Raw genomic sequence first — 21,873 nt, 5'->3', positions numbered from 1 at the left:
CATTTTTTTTACATCAAATTAGTACCAAGTAGTACTAAAAAGGGGGTCTTATATGAGAACAGTATTTTTAACTGGTGGAACAGGCTTTATTGGAAAGCAATTAGTGAAAGAATTAGCCAAAGAGGATGTTAAAATTCTTCTTTTAGTAAGGTCGAAAAGTCAAGCCATACGCATTTTTCAAGAAAGAGGCAGCTTAAAAAAGGCATTCATGCACTTTATTGAAGGTGATTTGACGAAAATAGATTTAGGTCTAAGTGCTGAAGATAAGGAGAGGGTATTGAAAACGGATGTGATTATTCACGCAGGAGGCTCCATGGATATTCAAGCGACAAGTAAAGAGGCAGCGTCCGTATTTTTAAATGGCGCCAAACATATTAGTGAATTAGCTAAAAGTATTCATCAATTGAAGGGCTTGCAACAATTTATTCATGTTGTAGGTTATATGAGTCCCTTTGATGATAAAAATAGCAAGATTGCAATTGATGTGTTTCAAGAAGGAAACAATTATTTGAAAATAAAAAATCCATATGAGAGAACAAAATTTTTAGCAGATCTTTATATCCGTCAGCAGGCATCAGCAGTAGGTTATCCGCTTTCTGTAATTAATCCGCCAACTGTAGTCGGTAGTAGTAAAACAGGGAGTACAGAGCAGATAGCAGGATTAGGTTTGCTTGTGATGAGTATGCGAAGAGGGCTCATGCCAGTGATTCCTGGAGGTAAGGGATATAGGTTACCACTTATTTCAAACGATGAGCTTGCGAAGTTTATTGTGCAGGTTTTCAGATTGGAGCAACCGACTATTCAAACATATACACTTGTTGAAGACAAACAGCACGATCAAAACATTGCTGAATTATTAAGTATTATGTCGGAAAGTATGAATATGAGGGCACCAAAAATCTCTGTTCCAATGCCATTTATGAAAGCAATTATGAATAGTGGAGTAAGTAAAATAACAAAAATTCCTTCTGATGGACTGAATTTTATTACAAAACGAAAATTTTCAAATGTTTCAGCGAAAAAAATTATGGGAGGAGATTGGTTTAAGAAGACGAGTGTAATGAAATTTCTCCCTGCCGTAGTAGCTGATCTGGATTATCGAATGATGTATCAAAATGGCCAGCATAATCATTTATTTAAACGAACATTATGCGATAACACTACCCTTTACCAATTACAAGGAGAGGGTAAACCGTTTATTTTATTACATGGTTTATTGAGTGATGGAGAGGATTTATTTCCTTTAGCACAAGAGCTTCATGAAAAAACTGGTCAACCTGTATGGATCTTGGATCTTCCAGGTTTGGGACGTTCTCCTTTTAAACGAGAGAACAATCTTCTAGATATCTATTTGAATGTAGTGAAAAAGTTATTGGAGAAAGCTACGAATGGTGCACATCTAATTGGACATTCATTCGGTGCGTTTATTCTTCTGGAAGCATTGGTACAAGAGTACATGGATAAGAAGTATGCAATCACTTTACTTCAGCCACCTGTTGCTAAAAAAAATGCTAAATCGCTAAATGTTCCTCAATTTATGAACAAATGGATATTAAAATTAGCAACTACTAATTTGATAGGGCGTTATTTACTAAGTAATGGTTTGTTTGAAAGTATGGAGAGCATCCCCGAACATTATATTGAAAAAATAAGTAACAGTTTTACTTCCCCTAGAATTTTAAATACTACGGTTCAGCTTAACAGTTTACTACTGAAACACGATCAAGGTGATTTCAATGGAGTAACAAAGTATAATCTTCACATTATTTGGGGGGATCATGACAGAGGCTATTCTGCTCCATCGCATCTTGGTAAGGTTGATTTTGTTCCATATGGCCATCATTTTCCTCTTAGCCATCCGAGTGAAACGGCAACATTAGTAATAAAAAATAGTAATACTAGCATATGAGAGTGTGGGATAAATAAAAAGTGTGTAGTAAGATCATTGTGTCTTTGAAATAAAATCGTACTGTTTGGGGTCCCACCCCATGCCAATCAAGCTAAGAAAAGCAAATACACCAAAACGAGAAAATGGGCATCTTCAGGTGAAAATACGTAATTTTTTTGTTTTAGGGGCATTATAAAGCCTTCAAGTTGATGGATGTGGGGTCCCGCCACAATACTATCAATATAAGCAGTATACCGTTGTATCTGTACTGGATTTATCAAAAGAGGATGCTGAAATGATACCATTGCTTCTGGCTTGTATAGCAGAGGCATTTATTCATTTCAATCCAGATTCTTTTTTAGTTAAGGATGAATTTAATCTCTTATATTGGTGTAGAAAGAACTTCAAAGGATTTCATAGTATCTCTGATGATGGATTCTTACAGGATTTTAAGCAGGTATACGAATGTTATCAAGCATTGCAGAACGTTGGGAAACAAGAGAACAATATAAAAATAAATATGTAATAGCAAGGAGAAGAGCAACGCATGTATAATATACTTAAACGTCAATATAATTACTTTATCCGAGGAGTGATTCGGATTAACGAAGAAGTACAAAGGGAATTGGACCTATTGGTTCAAAAGATTCGTGAAACTGTGTCTTCTGTCCAAAAAATTATCCTTTTTGGCTCTCATGCATATGGCACACCAAATGAAGACAGTGAATTTGATCTCTGTATTGTTGTAGAAGGTGTAGGAGCAAGAAAAAGGGGAGTCATTAATCGTATCAATTGGGGTATTTACGATGTTATGGAAACACAAGTTGATATTTTAGTGTATGGGCCAGAAGAGTTTCTAGAACGTGCTAGTCGTACCGTAACTATGGAACATAAGATTGCACTAAACGGTAGAACAGTCCCAAAAACTCATAACCTTTTAATGCTGCACAAATCGTGTCGGAAATTAGATGAGGAATCCTCATTGATTTTAGAACAGTGCGTGCAGCTAAATGGTTATGCTACAGATATTCGTTTATCCGTATTTTGAATCACTTACTGTTCAAGATAGATTAATGACTATACAACATGCTCAAAAAGTACTGAGTTTTTATAAAGAAAAGTTAAACATGCTAAATATACATGAAATCGTAATCGATTAAAAATAGAGGATATACATAAAAGAGAGTGCCTATAAAGGGACTCTCTTTTTCTATCTAAAAAAGAGGAGGAATGCTTCATAGTAGAATGAAATGATACTTTGCTATGGGGATAACAATATAATGATGGATATTTATCAAGAGATTAAAGAGGAAATGAAAAAAATATAATTATCACACAATTGTTGTTTTGTAGGTACAATGGCGGTACTTTTAATTAAAGCACAAGGAATCAATCACGATGAATTTCTTTTAGTACCTGTTCGTGAAGCAGAGGAATGCCTTCTTCTCGAAACCAAGCACCTATACGTGAAAAAGTAGAAATATGAAGCACAAATGATAAACCACAAAACTCATGAAAAAAAGGTTATCATACAATCCGTCCCTTCTGTAGATAGTTCAGGTTACTCTTATTCTTTCAGGAGAACGAATTTCTTTATGTATTTTTGAATGTTTGTGAGCTTTATAACACCATTTCTATACTTTAATATCTGAAAAATCTGTCACGAAATATTCCGAATTTTGAAGTTGCTAATTACATATGATTCCATTTATTATAATTATTGAGCCGGCTCCAAATAATGGAAGTTTTCTGGTACAGCAAAGTAATTTTTAATGTTTATCAACTTATTTTCATAAAGCTATTTTATATCAGAATCCACTTTCATTTTACTTTATATGAAAACAAAGCAACTATAAAAGAGGGGGATTTAAAAATGGAAAAAAAATCTTTTAAAATCCGTTCAGTTAATGACAATGAACAGCTTTGGACAAAGTTAGCTGATCAAATGGAAACACTTGAAAACAGGGATGAAATGAAATGCTTCAACTGCTCAATTTGTTGTGATAATTGCTGTTTTAATTGTTGCTTCCAAATCTAATTTATACTTACAGTAAATAAACACTCGAAATACTTATATCTTTTAATAAACTTAGTTATTAAATTCATTATTTTCTGTTCTTGCCTAGCAAGAACAGAAAATAATTATACAAGGGTGATTTGATGATTATTAACAAGTATCATTTACGATATCCTTTAAACGAGGAAGTTCTAATGATTAATACCTTAACTGGTGCTGTAGATTTTTTTTCTCATGACTTAATTAATTTAATCGATACATTGTCATATAGAGATTACGAAAATTTAACTAACGAAGAGAAAAATGCTACTAAAATTTTAATTGATAGAGGTTACGTATTTAAGAACACAGAGGATCGGGACCATAGACTATGGCAGGCTAAAAATATTGTGGACGCTGGAAATGAAATGCAGTATGTTATTTGCCCTACATATACATGTAACTTTCGTTGCCCATATTGTTTTGAAAGCCATAGCCTTCATGAGAAAATAACAGCTTTAACCGAAGAACAACTCCAAGCAGTTATGCAAGCCATAGACATCTTTCATAAAGAAAGTGGTTATAAAATCGGTATGATTAACCTTTTTGGAGGCGAACCACTCCTTCCTTTTACCAAAAAAATAGTCAAACAAATCTGTGAAGAAGCTGTTAAGCGTAACTTCAAAATTGGTTGCAATACAAATGGCTATCACCTTTCTTCTTTTGTAGAGATTTTCCAAAACTACCGTGATCGACTGAGTATTATGGTTACAGTTGATGGACCGAAGAATATTCATGATCAACGACGTATTATGACGGGAGGTCAAGGTACATTTGATCAAATTCAAAAAGGTATTTGTGATTCACTTAATCATGGTATTCGTACCATTGTAAGAGTCAATATAGACCAAACAAATATTGATTATGTTTCACTTCTTGTAGACTATTACAAAAAAAACAAGTTATTTGAAAATGAAAATTTCTCAATTTCTTTTTCGCCTGTCACAGATCATACATGTAAAGGCTTAGGAGAAGATTTAATGAAGGGTTATGAAATCGTAAAAAAATTACAAAAAAATATTCCTGATTTTGAAAAATTAGAAAAACAAAAATCTCTTAACTTCGGAGCTGATATGTACCGTTTCTTTAAACCAATTATGCAGTTAGATTCAGAATTAAAAAACAAAATTGAAATGGTTGTTCCCAATATAGTCTATTGTGAATCTGCTGAAGGGAAACGAGTTGTATTTGGACCTGATAACCATATATATGCTTGTCCTGATTTAGTTGGAAGATCAGAGTTCAAAATCGGCGATTATTTCCCTAAATTCTCTCGCCAAGATTGGAAGTGGGAAAAGTGGAAACAATTCAATTCCTTTACCATTCCACAATGTAAATCTTGTGCCTCATCACCTATATGTGGAGGAGGGTGTGCTGCTGAAGCTCTTATAGTTCATGGGAACTTGAATCAACCAAACTGTCCACAAACAGATAAACAGGTTTTCGAATATTTAAAAACTATTAAAGAAGAGATTTCAATATAAGGAGAGGAACTAAGCTATGATAGCAAGTACCTATAATTCAACATATAAATTATCTGATGGAAATTATGTTCTAATCAATTCACTAAGTGGCGCACTCGATGTAATTAATACAGACATAAAAAAAGTATTAGATGATATTAAGCGTAATAAAAAATTAACTCTTTATCCTGAATTAGAAGAACTTCTCTCATTTTTAACAAAACGTGGCTATCTTTTTAATGACCGTGATGAAGAATTAAATAAACTTACTATTATTCGTGATCGGATGACTGAATCTTTAGCAAATAGTAATTCCGGAGTTACATTCAACGTATGCACAACATATATGTGTAACCTTAGATGTCCTTATTGTTACCAAGGTCATGAAATACATAAAATTTCACATGCTTTAACCCCTGCTGAAGTAGACAAAATGTTCCAAGCAGTTGATAAAATTTTGTCTATGGAGAATGAACGTGGTCGATTTGAGAATGCAACCCACCGCATGATGTTATATGGTGGTGAACCATTGCTTCCAACAACTCGAAAGACAGTTGAACAAGTTGTTAAACGTGGAATAGAAGAATACGGTTTTCGTATGTACGCCATTACAAATGGTACATTCTTGCATGAATTCTTAGATTTTCTAGAGCCTTACAAAGAGAACTGGGATTATTTTCAAATTTCTATTGATGGACCGAAACATATTCATGATCAACGACGTATTACAGCTGGTGGCACAGGAACATTCGATCGAATTGCTGCTAATATTTCACTAGCATTAGAGCGTGGTTTCGCAGTAGGCTTACGTACTAATGTGAATAAAGATAATCTTGCATATGTAAAAGAATTAGCAACCTTTATCGAAGATCAACATTGGAATACTTATCCTAATTTTGGTTGGCAGGTATCTCCTGTTACTGATCATTACGGAGATAATCTACCAAATCACCTTCCAGAGCATGAATTACTCGCCGAAATTTATAATATTTTCGGAGATTTAGAAGAATTTATGGATAAATTTAACGCAAAACTGGGTACAGACCTTAACATTCGTACTTCTAGAATCCGTCAATCCATACGAACTTTTGACTGGGAGAAGGTAAGTGAACTTGATTCCTGCTCTTCTGTCATGCATAGTTTACCTTATTTTAAAGAATGTAGTGCGAGAGAACAGCGTTTCTATGCATTTGGTGCGGAAGGTTTAATATACGCTTGTCCTGAGGCCGTAGGTAAGCCAGAAACTGCAGTGGGTTCCTTTTTTCCTGAATACAATTTAGATGCTGATAAGCATGCTATTTGGGATCAAGATATTACTGACTCCGAACAGTGTAGTAGTTGTAGTATCTCACTATTTTGTGGTGGAGGATGTGCTTATGCTAATTTAATGCGAAATGGTGCCATTAATAAACCTTACTGTAATGATTCACATCAAACCATTTCGACTTATATTAAGAAAAATGAAACTGCCTTTTTAGAACTAATTAAATAAAAAGATATAACTCCACAAATACCTTCACCATTGTGGGGTTACTTTCTCTTAAAGGATGTGATCAATTTGACAGCATCGCAAAATATCTTTCCAAAGTTAATTCCATACGAAGTTTATAATATGGATGTTTGGGAGGAGGGGCCTCGTTATTTAATAAAATTTGATAACGGATTACAATTAAAAGTCACTGAATCACTGAGAAATTTATTCAATTATATGGATGGAACCACATCCATAGGGGATATATGTACAATGGTACAAACGAATCACGATGGCAATATTACTATAAATGAGTTAACAGAACTGATAAATGAACATCTATTACCAAAAGGGGTTTTAGTTGGTTCTGAAAAAAAAGCATCTCATCACTCTGCAATTACATTTAGAATAGCAATTTTCCACGCTTCTTACTTAAAAAAGGCATCCGAATATTTCGAATTCTTATTCTTTCGGGGCGTATTTGTTTTATTTAGTATTTTCTTCAGTATAAGTCTAATACATTATTTTTTTCAGGCTAATACTGAAAATATATCAAACACATTTGGATCTGTTTATAAATTTACTATTGCAATTTTACTGCTATTATTTTCCATGATTGTCCATGAACTTGGTCATATAGTTGCTGCTTATCGATATAAAATACAACCTAAAGACGTCGGAATGGGTCTTTATATGATGCGGCCTGTTTTATTTGTTGATTTAAGTGATACCTGGCGATTGCCTAGACGACAAAGAGTAGTTATTGACCTGGGCGGAATTTACTTTGAATTATGGATATTTATATTATTTGAGTTGTGTTATTTTATTTCAGGATTCCAGGAATTTTTTGTAGCAAATCAATTCATACTCATTACAGTTCTATATAACTTATATCCATTTTTACAATATGACGGTTTTTGGGTTCTTACTGACATTCTAGGAATTGCAAACTTGCATACTAGAACCTTCCAATTGGTGAAAAGTGGTCTCCTGGGATACTTTTTTTTCAAGCCTGATTATCGAAAGCAATTTAATGATACAATTAAGAGGATGAACAGGCACTATAAAATAGCATTTCTTACATATGCTAGTATATATTTTTGTTCAGTTATCACTGCTATCTGGTTCATTCTTCGATATACCATCTATTTATTCACATCGCTAGATTCGTTCACATGGGGAAATGCAAAAGGTGCCATTATTGTAATAATTATAGTTTTAATTAGAACAATAGTTGTCTTTACATTAAAATTTAAAAGGGCCGGGAGGGAAAAGGATGATAAACAAACAAACCATCCTTCAAGTAGAAAAAATCAAGAAAGCTTATGAAACCGAAGCAGGAACAATTCAAATTTTAAAAGGGCTTAGCACTAAATTTTATTCTGGAGAGATTGTTAGTATTATTGGTCCTAGTGGAAGCGGAAAATCCACACTACTTGGAATACTGGGATCATTGGATACCCCTACCGAAGGACGTATTATTATTGAACAACAAGATATTACCTCCATGTCAGAAGAAAAGCTAGCTGATTTCCGTGCAAAAAAGATTGGTTTTGTTTTTCAATCGTATAATTTAATCACAACAATGACCGCTCAAGAAAATGTTATGATGGCACTTATGTGCGCTGGAGTAAGAAGCCAAAAAGAAATGATAACAAAGTCTAGGGAAATGTTGGACCTTGTTGGGATGAAAGAACGATATCATCATTTACCAAGCCAGCTATCTGGAGGTCAACAGCAGCGTGTAGCAATTGCTCGTGCATTAATAAATAATCCAGCCATTGTTATTGCTGATGAACCAACTGGGAACTTAGATTCCAAAACAGGAAAAAATATTTTGGACTTAATTTTTCAACTACGTGACCAACTCCAGATGACGTTTATTATTGCTACACATGATACGCATGTGGCAAAACTTTCAGATCGTGTTTTAAAAATGGAAGATGGCCTCCTCGTTCAAGAAACCTTTAACGACCATACAAAATCTAGTGAGCAAGAAGGTGGCATAACACCATGCTACTAAAATCTGCACTACGTAGTTTAGCACGTAATCGTTTAAGAACTTTTTTTACTGTGTTCAGTATTTTAATAGGAGTAGCTAGTTTCTTTTCTATGTCTATGTTGGTAGAGTTGGTTCCGCGATCTATTCACGAATCCTCTAAAATTCTTTTAGGAGGGAATGTGTCAGTTCAATCCTATTTAAAACCGATGGATCGCGAAACTCTTATTTCTTCCATTCCTAAAGAAGAACAGAAAGCGCTCACAACTTCTTTATTAGGTCAAAGTATGGTCAAATCTGATCGGAAAACAACAAGTTTAATTGTAAAGGGAATTGAAACGAACCACTATCCTTTCTTTGGTGATAATCTGTTTCCTAATATTCGTACTTTACATAAAGATGAACTACTACTTTCCAAAAATACAGCTGACCGTTTGCAAGTCAAAGTAGGAGATAGAGTTGAGATTCCTAACCGTTTTACTGGGGCAATGACCTCTTATAAAATTAGTGGTTTAGTAGAAGGTGTCCAAGAATCCTATGGCGATGCTTCGATTTTTGGAACTGCCTATTTACATTTAGATCAAGCACAGCAGCTCTTAAATGTACCTGCAGGCACAATTAATGAAGCATTAATCTTATTAAATGAAAATGTTAATATCTCTTCTTTTAAAAAGAATATTCAAAAACAATTACCACAAAGTAGTGTAATAGATGTTCAGGATAAAGAGCTAGAGAAACAGAAAGATTTACGGATGTTGTTACCATTTCTTCAGCTTTTCAGTATATTAGCTCTTGGAATTGCCGCTATTACTACTTCTAATACAATGAAAGTCATTATTGCTTCACGTACGCATGATATCGCTGTTATGAAGTCCGTAGGAATGAAAACTAAATATATTATTCAATATTTTCTATTAGAAGCATTATGGCTAGCGATTCTCGGAACAGTTGGTGGGATTGTACTCGGCTTATTAGCTAGTGTTTGGCTGACGTCCTATCTAGCAGACGTGCTTTCACTACCGCTACATTGGGGAATTTCATGGTCCGTAATTTTTACAACAATTATTGTGGGATTAATTGTAACCTTCTTAGCTTCTTGGATACCAGTAAAAAGTGGAATGTGTGTATCACCACTTCAAATGTTACGTGATACTGAGAACACAAGTGTGAATTATGCTTTACCATTTAAAAAGAAATTTCAACTTTTTATATTTACTTGTGGCATTCTTTCTATTTATGTTTACAATATAGCTTTCACAACAAATACAAATGGCAACGCAGTCTTTAAGTGGTTTCTTGCTCTTTTACTTACAACTGCAGTTCTGTTATTTATTTTTACTTTTGTCCGATTTATAGGGTTTATATATTCTTTATTATTCAGATTAATTGGCGCCATGAAAAGCATAATGCCACAAAGCCTCTTTCTTGCTTTACACAACATGGCTACTACAAGTAAACGAAATGGTTTATTAGCAGTTACCTTAACTATTGGTGTTGTTTCTGTTGTCTCTAGTCATGTATTTGCAGACAATTTAATTGAGTCAGTTCAAGGTCAATTGGAAAGAGAGGCAATGGGAAATATCCTTATTACAAGTTCCATTCATGACGAAGGGAACGTTGAAAAGCAGCTACAATCTATTAAGGACATAAAAGGATCGAAAAAAGGTTATCAATTAGATGGAAGACTCCAAAATATTAACGGAGTGGACGCAGCATCTATATTCATGAAAAATATAAAAGATGATAAATTTTTTAGCTCAACTAAAATTTCAATAGAAGGGGTAGATACCTCTCTTAACTCTAGATCCTATATGATATCTGAAGGGCGTGATTTAGCTCTATCGGATGCAAAGGGGAAAAAAGCAATTCTTTTGGACAGCTATAAGAAATTAGGTGTAAAAGTCGGGGATACAGTTGACATTCAAATTGGAAATGAATTAATAAACTGCGAAATTATAGGTTTCTTTAAATCTGGTGTAGTTAAAACCGTTGGCATCCGTATTCCAACTGAAACATTAGCTACATATGGGAAACCAAGCCGAATTACTTATTCCTTAGATAGTGATCCTAAAAAAACAAATGCTATATTAACAGAATTAAATGAAAAACTTCCTGGTTCAGCAATGGCATATTCAATTGCCGCTACAGCAATCGATAGTCTTCAGTATATTATTCAAATGCAAAGTGCTTTCTTCTCAATTGTAGCGTTGTTCGCATTTTTAACAGCTGTTCTTACAATTGGAAATCAAGTTGTCATTCGCTTAATGCAACAGACACGAGATGTTGCTATTATGAAAACAGTTGGTATGTCTTCTAGTAATTTGATGAAGTCTATCTTATTAGAAAACACGATTATCTCCCTATCGGCTGGATTAGTTGGTGCTGGAATTGCCCTAGCCTTTTCAGGCATCACTTTACGCTTCTTATTCCAAATGCCGATGAAAATAGATATGACTTGGTCCATTTTAGGCATACTTTTATCTGTTATAACAACAATAATTGTTGTATGGATAGCAGCAAAACAATCATTATCGGCTAAACCTATACACCTTTTACAAAATAAATAAAGAAAGAAAGAAAAAAGTGTATTTTGATCATCTAGTCAAAATACGCTTTTTCTATTTTCTTTAAAACAACACATATCCTATGTCTATCAGGTTAAAATTAAAGAATACCCCAGAACGAAAATCTGGGGATCCCTCCCTCACATGCTTGTTCCCATTTGAAAACTGGATTAGATTAAACCTAGTTGATTTAAACGTGTTTCTTATCCCTTATCCTTCTAATTTATTGATTAATAAAATGTAGACTGATCATTAGGTTTTATATTATAAATAGTTTTTATTAAAATAAAGTATTAGACTCAATAGTAGCTATGCAATTATTATACAGTTAATAAGAACAATTCTGAGAAGATGTACGTAGTAATAAAATGGGAGAGGAATAATTTGACTCAAAATAAACCGATAGAAACAGAAGAAAAAATATCTATCATACAAAAAATGAAAAAATGGGCTAGAAACTAAAAAAAACAACTTCTTGTACTTTATTTGGCATATCGAGATGAAAGAGTCCCTTGGTATGCTAAATTATTTACAATGCTTGTTGTTGCCTATGCTTTTAGTCCTATAGATTTAATCCCAGACTTCATTCCTATCTTGGGGTATCTTGATGATTTGATTCTTGTACCATTAGGTGTATACTTGGCATTAAAACTTATTCCTAAAGAAGTGTTGGAGGATTGTAAAAGAAAGGTAGAGGAAAGACAGATAACAAGCAAACCAAAGAATTGGATAACAGGCATTATTATCGTTACTCTCTGGATCCTTGTCTTTGTATGGGCTGTAAAAATTGCAAACCTGATTATTTTCAGGATGGAAGAATAAAGAAAGGTACAGAGTATATACAGCTAGATATGGAGGTATTAATGAGCTCTCTCCAAACAGGACAAACATATGGAATATCCAATGCTTATGTAGGTATGACTGATAAAGTACTAACCCGTGTAATTTTTACAAGATAATTTATCAATAATTATTCTTTTTTCTCCGGCTGATAGGAAAGAATAACGACACCTGAACTGGTCGTTCTTGTTTCTATAAGTTTTAATGGTTTTGTATTGTTCTGGTCTTTAAAGAGACGCTTTCCACTCCCTAGGATAACGGGATTGACTATAAAGTGATATTCATCAATGAGGTCATGTTGCATTAATGTTTGTGTAAGCTCACTGTTGCCATAGATTAAAAGGTTCTGACCGGGCTGTTCCTTCAGTTTCGATACTTCTTATACAATATTACCCTTGATAAGATTTGCATTCCATTCGGTTTTTTCCAAAGTTGTTGAAGCAACAAATTTAGGCATGCTGTTCATCTTATCAGCAAAACCCTCTTCATCAGTCATAGAAGGCCAGGCAGCTGCAAAACCTTGATAGGTTACTCGCCCTAGTAGAAGCGCTTCACTTTCAAACAGTAAATCGGATTGAAATTTTGCTACTTCTTCATTGAAGTATGGAGCAGTCCAAGCTGGTTTCTCCATGACACCATCTAGTGAGAGGTACATCGATACAATTATTTTTCCCATTTTGTTCTCCTTTAGTTTTAAATTGAGATTTTTACATATTGGTAACACAATTATTAATTCTTCAACTAGAGAAATTCTCCCTTTTTAATAGTTTCGACAAAATGTATTTATGTATGTTTCGGAATAATCCAATATATATTAATACCTTCGAAGTATTGTATAACAGATAATTTTTATGCATTATTGATTAGCATTACTTATTGTACTAACGAGTCAGGATAGTGTGGTGACCGACCTACTAAAAAGTTGATTATCCTCAATTATTAGAAGGGAAGTGCTATCATTTCGCGAATTGATTAGACATAGACGAGTGCTATAATTTTCTATATCTACATAAAGAGGTGACTACGCATGAATCAAAGACCGTCAGAAGAAGAATACGCTGGGAGCTCCGGCGAATATATCCGTTTGGTGCCGGACGGTAACATCATCGATATTCTGCTTGCCCAGGAAAAGCAAATGATCGAGCTCCTGGCATCGTTGACCGAAAGCCAGGCCGCATATCGGTATGCGGAAGGAAAATGGACACTGAAAGAAGTTGTGGGCCACATTACAGACGCGGAACGCGTCATGACCTACCGCCTGCTCCGGTTCGCAAGAGGGGACCAGACGCCTTTGACCGGTTTCGATCAGGAATTATTCATACCTCCTTTCGGAAGCTGGACAACCGCGCAATTGGCCGAAGACTACCGGGCCGTACGACAATCAACGATTACATTGCTGCGCGGGCTACCAGCGGAGGCGTGGACCCGTAAGGGCACAGCCAACAACCTAAGCATTACGGCGCGCGCCCTCGCGTACGGCATTGCAGGACACGAAATTCATCACATGGGGGTCATCCGAAACCGGTACTTGAGTTAATTGTCGGCTGAGGCCTTTGGAATGGAACTAACATCTCGCATACAACCTTAGATACCGTTCTTATTGGGGGTCCGCCCCACAACCATCAACTTAAGGATTTAAACTATTTTTGAAATTAAAAACACGTTACCATTCTCTTATGTTAATGAGAAAGGGTGACGTGCTTTTTATGAATATGCACCAAAAACAAGAGTTATCTTTATTTGCCGAAGAGTTATATCGATTTTTCTCATATTGGGGTATTTGTTTTTCTTAGATTGAGGATGATGGGGCACTACTCTATAATGGTCAAATTAAAATTTAAAACAGTTATAGAGACTCCATTCCTCCGAAATATTGTAACTATTAAATTGTAAAAAGAACCGTAGTTTTTCATTTTTGAAAAGGCTATGGTCTTTTTTAATTGTAACAAAGTTATGATGCGAGGGAGTTTTTTTGATAAATCAAAAAAACTTGATTAATAAGTTGCATATAGAACTCATCTACGTATATACTATAAACATCAAAAAAAGTTGATGAAGGGAAGTGAACTACAGTGGCGCAAAATTTCCAGCTCTATGAGAAAAAATTCAAAGCATTAGCGGATCAAAAGCGTTTAGAAATCATGTATGAACTTTGCCAGCGGGGGCAGACGTGTGTATGTGATTTAACAGAGATTTTTGAAATGACACAATCTAAGTTGTCCTATCATTTAAAGATTTTATTAGATGCAGGTTTAATTGTAAAAGAAACAAAAGGTACGTGGAGTTATTATGATTTAAATGATGCGGAAGTAAATAATTTATTATCAGAAGAATTGTGCTGTATTTTTAGAAAAACAGGAAAAGGTAGCTGTTGTTAAAATTTTGCGCTATTAATCAAAAAAACTTGATCAATGACATATAAAGAGGAGGAATAAGGTATGAGATATGTTCACGTTGGTATAAATGTTACGAATTTAGAGAAGTCTATTGAGTTTTACGAAAAGGTATTTGGTGTATCGCCAGTTAAGGTGAAAACGGATTATGCAAAATTTTTATTAGAGACGCCAGGGCTTAATTTTACGCTGAACGTACGAGATGAAGTGAAGGGAAATCAGGTAAATCATTTCGGTTTCCAAGTGGATACAGCTGAAGAAATCACATTACATAAAGAACGATTAGAAAAAGAAGGTTTCTTCGCTCGTGATGAGATGGATACGACTTGTTGCTATGCGGTTCAAGATAAGTTTTGGGTAACGGATCCTGATGGGAATGAGTGGGAATTCTTTTATACGAAAGCACATAGTGATGTTCATCAAATAGAAGAGTCATCTTGTTGCACGACTTCAAATGAGGTAGCTAAAAATTCTTGTTGTTAATAGGAGATGGAAAATAAAATGAAACGTTTATCTTTTCTAGACCGATATTTAACACTATGGATTTTTCTAGCGATGGTTGTTGGGATTGGTTTAGGATTTGTATTCCCTAGTGTAGTAGACGGACTGAATACATTACAGGTTGGAACGACGTCTATTCCGCTTGCTGTTGGTTTAATTGTCATGATGTATCCACCATTAGCAAAAGTTCGCTATGAGGAAATGGGCCGAGTATTTAAAGATGTAAAAGTGTTAGTTTTATCTTTAGTACAAAACTGGATTATTGGTCCGGTACTTATGTTTGTGTTAGCAATTATTTTTCTTCCTGATAAACCAGAATACATGGTTGGTCTCATTATGATTGGGTTAGCACGTTGCATTGCAATGGTCATTGTTTGGAATGATCTAGCTGATGGTGATAAAGAATATGCGGCAGGTTTAGTGGCTTTTAATTCGGTATTTCAAATGTTATTCTTCTCGGTTTATGCATACGTGTTTGTAACAGTCATTCCAGAATGGTTAGGGATTGAAGGTGCTATTGTTAATATTACAATGGTAGAAGTAGCGAAATCAGTATGTATCTATTTAGGAATTCCTTTTATAGCAGGTATGTTGACACGCTTTGTACTAGTTAAGTTAAAAGGAAGACAGTGGTATGAAAAGGTATTTATACCTAAGATTAGTCCACTTACACTACTCGCATTACTATTTACAATCATCGTTATGTTCTCCTTAAAAGGGGAAATGATTGTTAGCGTACCATTAGATGTTGTAAGAATAGCGATTCCGTTATTAATCTATTTTATTGTAATGTTTTTCGTTTCTTTCTTTATGGGGAGAAAAATTGGTGCAAACTATCCGGTGACTACAACGTTAGCTTTTACAGCAGGTAGTAATAATTTTGAGTTAGCGATTGCTGTAGCAGTTGGTGTGTTTGGTATTCATTCGGGCGCAGCATTTGCAGCTGTGATCGGTCCTTTAGTTGAAGTACCTGTCATGATTGCACTTGTAAACGTTGCTTTTTGGTTTAAGCGTAAATATTTTAATGATCAACCAGTATGATTTAAAAATAAAGGTGGAAAACAACATGGAAAACAAAAAGACAATTTATTTCTTATGCACAGGAAATTCATGCCGAAGCCAAATGGCAGAAGCATGGGGGAAACAATATTTAGGGGATAAGTGGAATGTGTATTCTGCGGGAATCGAAGCACATGGAGTGAATCCAAATGCTATTAAAGCAATGAACGAAGTAAATATTGACATAACAAATCAAACATCAGATATAATTGATGCAAACATTTTAAATCGTGCTGATTTAGTCGTTACGCTTTGTAGTCACGCAGATTCTGTTTGTCCTTCGACACCTCCGCACATAAATCGTGTTCACTGGGGATTTGATGACCCAGCAGGAAAAGAGTGGTCTGAGTTTCAGCGGGTTCGTGATGAAATTGGTGAACGTATAAAGCGATTTTCTGAAACAGGGGAGTAAATAAAGGAAAGAGTCAATCTTCTATTTTATAGGGGATTGGCTCTTTCCTTTATTGATTTAAAACAACTATTAAAATAAATAGAGAATATTCTGTCATAGTGGTAAAGTTAAAATAGAGCAGTTTCAGGGGGGCGGAACATATGATTTCTGAATTGAACAAGGATGATTTTTATAAATGTAATGGTTTAGTAAATGCAAAAGGTCAATTAGAAGTAAAGGCTGTAATTGCAGGAGTGAATCCGGGGCGTATATTTGTAGATCACATTTCTTCTCCTAATGCAGGACTTATTTGGTTAGGGAATAATGATGGCTTCTTTTTTATTGGCAATGCTGAAAATGAAACATTTAATAATGAAATGAATAGCTTTATTGATAATGTAATAATACCTGAGGCTAGAAAGGTTGGACTAACTTGCTTTGAAGGAATCGGAAATCATTCAAAGTGGAACAAAACAATTGAAAGAATATTTCAGCACCGTAACTTAAAGAGTTGGAATCAAAGAGTGTATGCTAAAGGAAGAAGATTATGTGGGGAATCATGAGCCTAAATTTGAACATGGGTATATAGTGTTGAAAATGAGTAAAACTCTTTATGAGAATCAAAGAGATTCATTGAAAAATATTGAGTTTTTACAATCGAAAATTTTAGAGTTTTGGTCCTCAACGGATGAATTTTTTAACGAGGGAATAGGTTATTGTATAGTTTTTGACAACATGATTGTAAGTGTTTGTTTTTCGGGGTTCGTCTTTGACAATATACACTGCATAGATATTGAAACAATAGAGGGTTACCAAGGAAGAAAATTAGCTCAAAAGATAGCTCATAGTTTCGTAAAAGAGTGTTTGGAGAATGATATCATTCCATATTGGGACTGTATGGAATTAAATAAACCTTCTGTGGCTGTCGTAGAAAATGTAGGCTTTACAAATGTGTTTAATTACGTAGGATATTATTTTCCTTTTGAGTAAATGAAATGTATTTTACAAACCTATCATCGAGGATTTTTACATGTAAGGAGAATCGGATGAAACACATAATAAGAAATGTAGTAATGAATTATTTTAAAGAAATTCATACATTAGTAGTGGAAGAAGAATTACATAAGAATAGTTGGCATACAGATTTACACTATAAAATCATCGTAAATGGAAAGCGATATTCCGCAAGATTTATAAACAGCAAGCGAACAATCAATCCAGCTTTTGGGGCGTTATCAAACGAACAACTGATGGAGCAAGTACGGTTTACGTATTATGTACGCGAACATGAAATTCCTTTTATGCAGATAAACAAGAATAGGGCAGGAGAGCCATTTACACTTGTCGCGTGGGCTGATGAACAATACAGATTTGTATTATCTAATTGGATTGAGGGAGAACATATTACACATTGTACAGAAAATATTGCAAAAGCCTTTGGAAAGGAAGCAAGAAAGATACATGATATTTCTTGCGCATTTCAAAGTTCGATTTTTCAAAAGAAATCACATTTGGATGGGTATACCCAGTTTATTCATATGCTAGAAACTAAGGCAAGCACATGTGGAGAATTACGAGAGTATATAGATCTCGCTACATATCATATAGAGTGCGCATATACGAGTGAATTAGAGTTTATCGTACAGACAGATTTAAATCCTTTGAATGTTTTATGGGAATCAAGTCAAAAGGTAAAAGGAATTGTAGATGTTGAATCGATTGGCTATGTTGATCGTATTGAAGGACTAGCCTTTTTACTAAAGTGGTATTCTCGCACAGAAGGAATACAATCACATGAAGTAAGTCCGAGTGTTGCTAGAGCATTTTTAGAAGGGTATGGAGCTCATAATATTGTAACATCAAATGATTACAAAAGACTTTCTTCGTTACTATGGTTATCCGGTAGTTTAAATTGGAATTTTGTGAAGAAAACACTAAGTGTAATAAGTGATAAGAGGAAATTAGAAGAACATTTGGAAGTTTATAGAGTAAGAGGAGAAAGGCTATCTTCATTGTTAATTTGTACATAACATGCATTCTCCTAATTTGCGATTCACATAAGAATCGATATGAGGTGTTCTAAAAATGAAAATACAAATTGTATTGTTTGATGGATTTGGAGAGCTCGTCTCCTTTGCACCTTTTGAAGTACTGAAAAGAGCGATAGAAGAAGGGGCTCCGTTTACAGTTGAATTCGTTTCAAGTGAGCCAAAACAAGAAGTTACTACTTCGTTTGGAGTGACGGTGAAACTACATGATTTTTTACGCATGGATAATCGTCCAGATTTGTTAATTGTACCTGGTGGTGGCTGGAATCATAAAGCTGAACATGGGGTACGAAAGCAAGCAGAGCTTGGTATTTTAACCAAAATGATTAGAGAGATGAACAATGAAGGAACGATTGTTGCTGGAGTTTGTACAGGAGGTATGCTACTAGCTGCATCCGGTATATTGAACGGTCAAAAGGCAACAATGCATCATTTGGCGCAGGGTGAAACGAGTGAATATGGAGCAGAACTTCTTCCTTATAGAATTGTAGATCAAGGGAATGTTATTACTGCAAGAGGAGTTACTTCAGGACTTGATTTAGCTCTTTGGATTACGGAAAAGTTCGCAAGTCCTAAAATTGCAGCTGCTGTTGAATATAGAATGGAATACGAGCGGCGAGGAGTTGTTTGGAAATAATTTGATTTTAACCATGTTTTTATACTCTATAGCGTATTAGATATTGTAAAAGAGAAAGAGCCAACTTATACGAGCAGGCTCTTTTTTTTTGTATTCATTCTCTATGTTTAATAATTGGGCTGAATATAACCTAACTTTATTCCCTTTGTGACAGCTTCTAAAATAAGGGAACTTCAACATAATGGACATAAGCCGTGCTTATACATGTAAAGTAAGAGGCCATGAAAATGAATAAAGACTGCTAATTTTTGTGCACTTTAATTATGTAGAAATAGGGGAGATGACATGAAAGACAATACGCCTAAGAAAATTTTATTTATTCAATCGGGAATTCCTTTTTATTATCCAATGATCGAAGCCGCAATTTTGAATAGTTTACAAAAGGTAAATAGCAATACCATTATGGTGAATCCGGAAAAAGCTATAAAAACCGCATTGAAAGTGAAACCTGATTTTATTTTGGTACTAAGTGGTTTAAGCGAAGAATTTAGTAGTATCATGCCAGTCCTAAAGAATGCGGGATTTACTACTGGACTTTGGCTGACAGATGATCCTTATTATACGGATGTAACACAACATCTTGTGCCGTATTATGATTACATATTTACGCAAGATTTAAATTGTATCAAATTTTATAGAGGGTTAGGATGTAAGAATGTGTTTCATCTTCCGTTAGCAGCAAATCAAGATGTGTTTAAACCTTCTCAGAAAGAAGATACATATAAGTATGATCTTAGTTTTATAGGTACAGCATTTGAAAATAGACTTACCTTTGTTGATTCTATTTCAGAGTATGTAGCAGAAAAAAACATAAAAATTGTAGGATTTGGTTGGGAGAATTTAAAGAATTATGAAAGGTTAAAGGAGAAAATACAACTCCTGCCACTTGCGAAGTATGAGGATGCATTGCAATTTTACGTATCGACTAAAATCAATATAAATTTACATCGCTCACCAAGTGATCAGGAATTGAATTGTAATGCTGCAAATATCCAAGCATATTCAGTAAATAATAGGACGTTTGAAATTAATGCTGTAGGTTCTTTTCAATTAACTGATATACGCCCAGATGTAGGAAAGCATTACATACCGGGTGTTGAAATAGAAACTTTTAATAGTGCATCGGAGTTTATAGAAAAAGCGGAGTATTATTTGGAACATGTACAAGAAAGAAAACAAATAGCAAAAAATGGACTGGATAGAACTCTGAAACATCACACATATGATAAACGTATAGTACAATTATTAAACTATATTCATTTCATAGGTGTGAAGATGTAGTCTAACCATTAACTGAAATGATAAGCGGTTAGTACTTTCTAACTTTCGTAGTCTATAAAGACCATTTATGAAAAAGGGATTTGAGTAATTTTGTAGAATTTATTTATTCTGAAAAAACAATTTTTCATTCAAACTAATTTACATATAATAATTAGAGGAGATTAAAAATGAATCACTTTTTTGTAGAATTTGGTGAATATGAAGCAAGTGTTTGTGAATGGGGAGATAAAAGTAATCCTCAAATCATTTGTTTTCATGGTTTAGGAAGTACAAAATTAAGTTTTATAGAAGTAGCGGAACTTTTAAAAGATAGCTATCATATTGTATCGTTTGATCTACCTGGACATGGGAAAACCCAAAATTTTGAGAAGGATGAAGATTACGGTGCATCCCATTTAACAAATTGGGTAGTAGCATTACTTGAGCATATAGGAAAAGAAACCTTTCATATAGTAGCACATTCATGGGGAGCAAGTGTTGCGCTTCACTATGCAGCAGAATGTCCAGAAAAAGTGAATAAAATAGTATTGTTAGATGGTGGTTATCATCATGGCAAAATGAATGCGGATTATTTTGCGAATCTATATAAAGATGCGAAAGAAGGAGAGTGTCCACCGCGATCATTAGAAGAAGAAATTACCCATTACGAAAACGATTTTGATGAATATATTTTTGATAGTAAAGAAACATTCATCCAATCAGAAAAACTGGCTTACAGCAGATGGTCACCATTACTAGAACGTGCGGTTTATGATTTAATGAGAGAAGAAGATAGTAAAGTGAAATGGCATGCTACTGGCGATACCGCTAGAGGTGTAATTAAGTTTCAATATACGGTGTATAAAACATTGAAACCGCATAAAATTAAAAGCGATATTTTATTGTTGTATTGTGATCTTCCCGATAATTATTTAGAAATAAGAGAATTGCAGATAGTAGAATTTAAGAAGCGTATTAATATTACGACTAAGCTTTACAAAGATACAGGGCATTTAATGCATTGGGATAGACCGGAAGAGATTGCTGAGGATGTTTTACATTGGTTCAAATAAAGAAGGTCCGTTGTTCGCATTTGAGCAACGGATTTTCTTTTGAAAAACTGAATTCAAGAGTGATAGAGGGATAAGCAAGAGCATTACAGTTCTATTACCAATTCATTTTTTGATATAATAGATGCGTGGCAGGACATAGATAGAAAGATACTGCTAGTAATTTATACTTAAATGTAGGGTAACTAACTGTTACGATTTATTTAACCAATTATAACGAAAGTTAATTAAAT

The 21,873-nt window shown here is 34.4% G+C and carries 17 protein-coding genes and 7 pseudogenes; 22 read left to right on the top strand and 2 right to left on the bottom strand.

What is annotated here, in order from left to right; translation table 11 throughout:
* Positions 1–52: 52 nt before the first annotated feature.
* The 4 genes and pseudogenes from RTP99_RS23430 to RTP99_RS27905 form a co-directional block, all read left to right on the top strand.
* On the top strand, positions 53–1,909 hold the full coding sequence (locus RTP99_RS23430; protein ID WP_001261161.1) for an alpha/beta fold hydrolase: 1,857 nt from the start codon (positions 53–55) through the stop codon (positions 1,907–1,909).
* 193 nt (positions 1,910–2,102) lie between these two features.
* Positions 2,103–2,414: pseudogene (locus RTP99_RS23425) on the top strand (hypothetical protein); the annotation flags it as partial.
* Between the two features lie 21 nt (positions 2,415–2,435).
* A pseudogene (locus tag RTP99_RS23420) lies at positions 2,436–2,807 on the top strand (nucleotidyltransferase domain-containing protein); the annotation flags it as partial.
* A pseudogene (locus RTP99_RS27905) lies at positions 2,784–3,048 on the top strand (HEPN domain-containing protein); the annotation flags it as partial. The pseudogenes RTP99_RS23420 and RTP99_RS27905, both read left to right, overlap by 24 nt.
* A 197-nt stretch (positions 3,049–3,245) precedes the next feature.
* Here RTP99_RS27905 and RTP99_RS23415 read toward each other — a convergent pair.
* Positions 3,246–3,412 (bottom strand): annotated as a pseudogene (locus tag RTP99_RS23415) (ISNCY family transposase); the annotation flags it as partial.
* A gap of 349 nt (positions 3,413–3,761) precedes the next feature.
* Here RTP99_RS23415 and RTP99_RS23410 point away from each other — a divergent pair.
* From RTP99_RS23410 to RTP99_RS23375, 8 genes and pseudogenes are all read left to right on the top strand, one after another.
* Entirely contained in the window at positions 3,762–3,926 is a 165-nt protein-coding gene (locus tag RTP99_RS23410; protein WP_000412664.1) for a hypothetical protein, read from the top strand.
* A gap of 173 nt (positions 3,927–4,099) precedes the next feature.
* Positions 4,100–5,428 carry a radical SAM/SPASM domain-containing protein gene (locus RTP99_RS23405; RefSeq protein ID WP_000611138.1) on the top strand — a complete coding sequence of 443 codons (1,329 nt, stop codon included), beginning with the start codon at positions 4,100–4,102 and terminating at the stop codon, positions 5,426–5,428.
* 16 nt (positions 5,429–5,444) lie between these two features.
* Complete coding sequence (locus RTP99_RS23400; RefSeq protein WP_000562081.1) at positions 5,445–6,899, top strand: radical SAM/SPASM domain-containing protein; 1,455 nt, start codon at positions 5,445–5,447, stop codon at positions 6,897–6,899.
* Positions 6,900–6,965: 66 nt separating this feature from the next.
* Positions 6,966–8,207, top strand: coding sequence for a zinc metalloprotease (locus RTP99_RS23395; protein ID WP_000127302.1), 1,242 nt, complete (start codon positions 6,966–6,968; stop codon positions 8,205–8,207).
* Positions 8,155–8,901 carry an ABC transporter ATP-binding protein gene (locus RTP99_RS23390; RefSeq protein WP_000608859.1) on the top strand — a complete coding sequence of 249 codons (747 nt, stop codon included), beginning with the start codon at positions 8,155–8,157 and terminating at the stop codon, positions 8,899–8,901. The genes RTP99_RS23395 and RTP99_RS23390 overlap by 53 nt, the downstream gene beginning before the upstream one ends.
* Entirely contained in the window at positions 8,892–11,444 is a 2,553-nt protein-coding gene (locus RTP99_RS23385; RefSeq protein ID WP_000925108.1) for an ABC transporter permease, read from the top strand. The genes RTP99_RS23390 and RTP99_RS23385 overlap by 10 nt, the downstream gene beginning before the upstream one ends.
* Before the next feature lie 483 nt (positions 11,445–11,927).
* The gene (locus RTP99_RS23380) at positions 11,928–12,263 is read left to right on the top strand and encodes a YkvA family protein (RefSeq protein ID WP_011040486.1); all 336 of its coding nucleotides are present in this window, start codon (positions 11,928–11,930) and stop codon (positions 12,261–12,263) included.
* Positions 12,224–12,397: pseudogene (locus RTP99_RS23375) on the top strand (IS4 family transposase); the annotation flags it as partial. The gene RTP99_RS23380 and the pseudogene RTP99_RS23375, both read left to right, overlap by 40 nt.
* A 14-nt stretch (positions 12,398–12,411) precedes the next feature.
* Here the strand turns inward: RTP99_RS23375 and RTP99_RS23370 are convergent.
* Positions 12,412–12,957, bottom strand: a pseudogene (locus RTP99_RS23370) (dihydrofolate reductase family protein).
* Between the two features lie 351 nt (positions 12,958–13,308).
* On the opposite strand from RTP99_RS23370, the gene RTP99_RS23365 reads away from it, so the two are divergent.
* The 10 genes and pseudogenes from RTP99_RS23365 to RTP99_RS23320 all read left to right on the top strand — a co-directional run bounded on the left by RTP99_RS23365 (position 13,309) and on the right by RTP99_RS23320 (position 21,643).
* Positions 13,309–13,818 (top strand): DinB family protein, encoded by a 510-nt coding sequence (locus RTP99_RS23365; protein WP_001076309.1) that lies wholly within the window; start codon positions 13,309–13,311, stop codon positions 13,816–13,818.
* 535 nt (positions 13,819–14,353) lie between these two features.
* Positions 14,354–14,659, top strand: a complete 306-nt coding sequence (gene arsR / locus RTP99_RS23360; RefSeq protein WP_000068188.1) for an arsenical resistance operon transcriptional regulator ArsR — start codon at positions 14,354–14,356, stop codon at positions 14,657–14,659.
* Positions 14,660–14,719: 60 nt separating this feature from the next.
* Complete coding sequence (locus RTP99_RS23355; RefSeq protein ID WP_001271016.1) at positions 14,720–15,157, top strand: ArsI/CadI family heavy metal resistance metalloenzyme; 438 nt, start codon at positions 14,720–14,722, stop codon at positions 15,155–15,157.
* Positions 15,158–15,175: 18 nt separating this feature from the next.
* Entirely contained in the window at positions 15,176–16,216 is a 1,041-nt protein-coding gene (gene arsB, locus RTP99_RS23350; protein WP_000826589.1) for an ACR3 family arsenite efflux transporter, read from the top strand.
* Positions 16,217–16,241: 25 nt separating this feature from the next.
* Complete coding sequence (gene arsC, locus RTP99_RS23345; protein ID WP_000428350.1) at positions 16,242–16,646, top strand: arsenate reductase (thioredoxin); 405 nt, start codon at positions 16,242–16,244, stop codon at positions 16,644–16,646.
* A 140-nt stretch (positions 16,647–16,786) separates the two neighbouring features.
* Positions 16,787–17,615: pseudogene (locus RTP99_RS23340) on the top strand (GNAT family N-acetyltransferase).
* Positions 17,616–17,671: 56 nt separating this feature from the next.
* Positions 17,672–18,655 (top strand): phosphotransferase, encoded by a 984-nt coding sequence (locus RTP99_RS23335; protein WP_000680506.1) that lies wholly within the window; start codon positions 17,672–17,674, stop codon positions 18,653–18,655.
* A gap of 55 nt (positions 18,656–18,710) precedes the next feature.
* Complete coding sequence (locus RTP99_RS23330; protein WP_000701559.1) at positions 18,711–19,310, top strand: DJ-1/PfpI family protein; 600 nt, start codon at positions 18,711–18,713, stop codon at positions 19,308–19,310.
* Between the two features lie 285 nt (positions 19,311–19,595).
* A complete protein-coding gene (locus tag RTP99_RS23325) occupies positions 19,596–20,591 on the top strand; it encodes a CgeB family protein (protein WP_000654561.1) in 996 nt (331 codons plus the stop codon).
* A gap of 167 nt (positions 20,592–20,758) precedes the next feature.
* The gene (locus RTP99_RS23320) at positions 20,759–21,643 is read left to right on the top strand and encodes an alpha/beta fold hydrolase (RefSeq protein WP_001015264.1); all 885 of its coding nucleotides are present in this window, start codon (positions 20,759–20,761) and stop codon (positions 21,641–21,643) included.
* Positions 21,644–21,873 lie beyond the last annotated feature (230 nt).

This window comes from Bacillus sp. (in: firmicutes), from assembly GCF_031983925.1.
GTDB classification, from domain to species: domain Bacteria; phylum Bacillota; class Bacilli; order Bacillales; family Bacillaceae_G; genus Bacillus_A; species Bacillus_A pacificus.
Note: the sequence above shows the minus strand (reverse complement) of the source record. Positions and strands in the feature narration are given on the sequence as shown.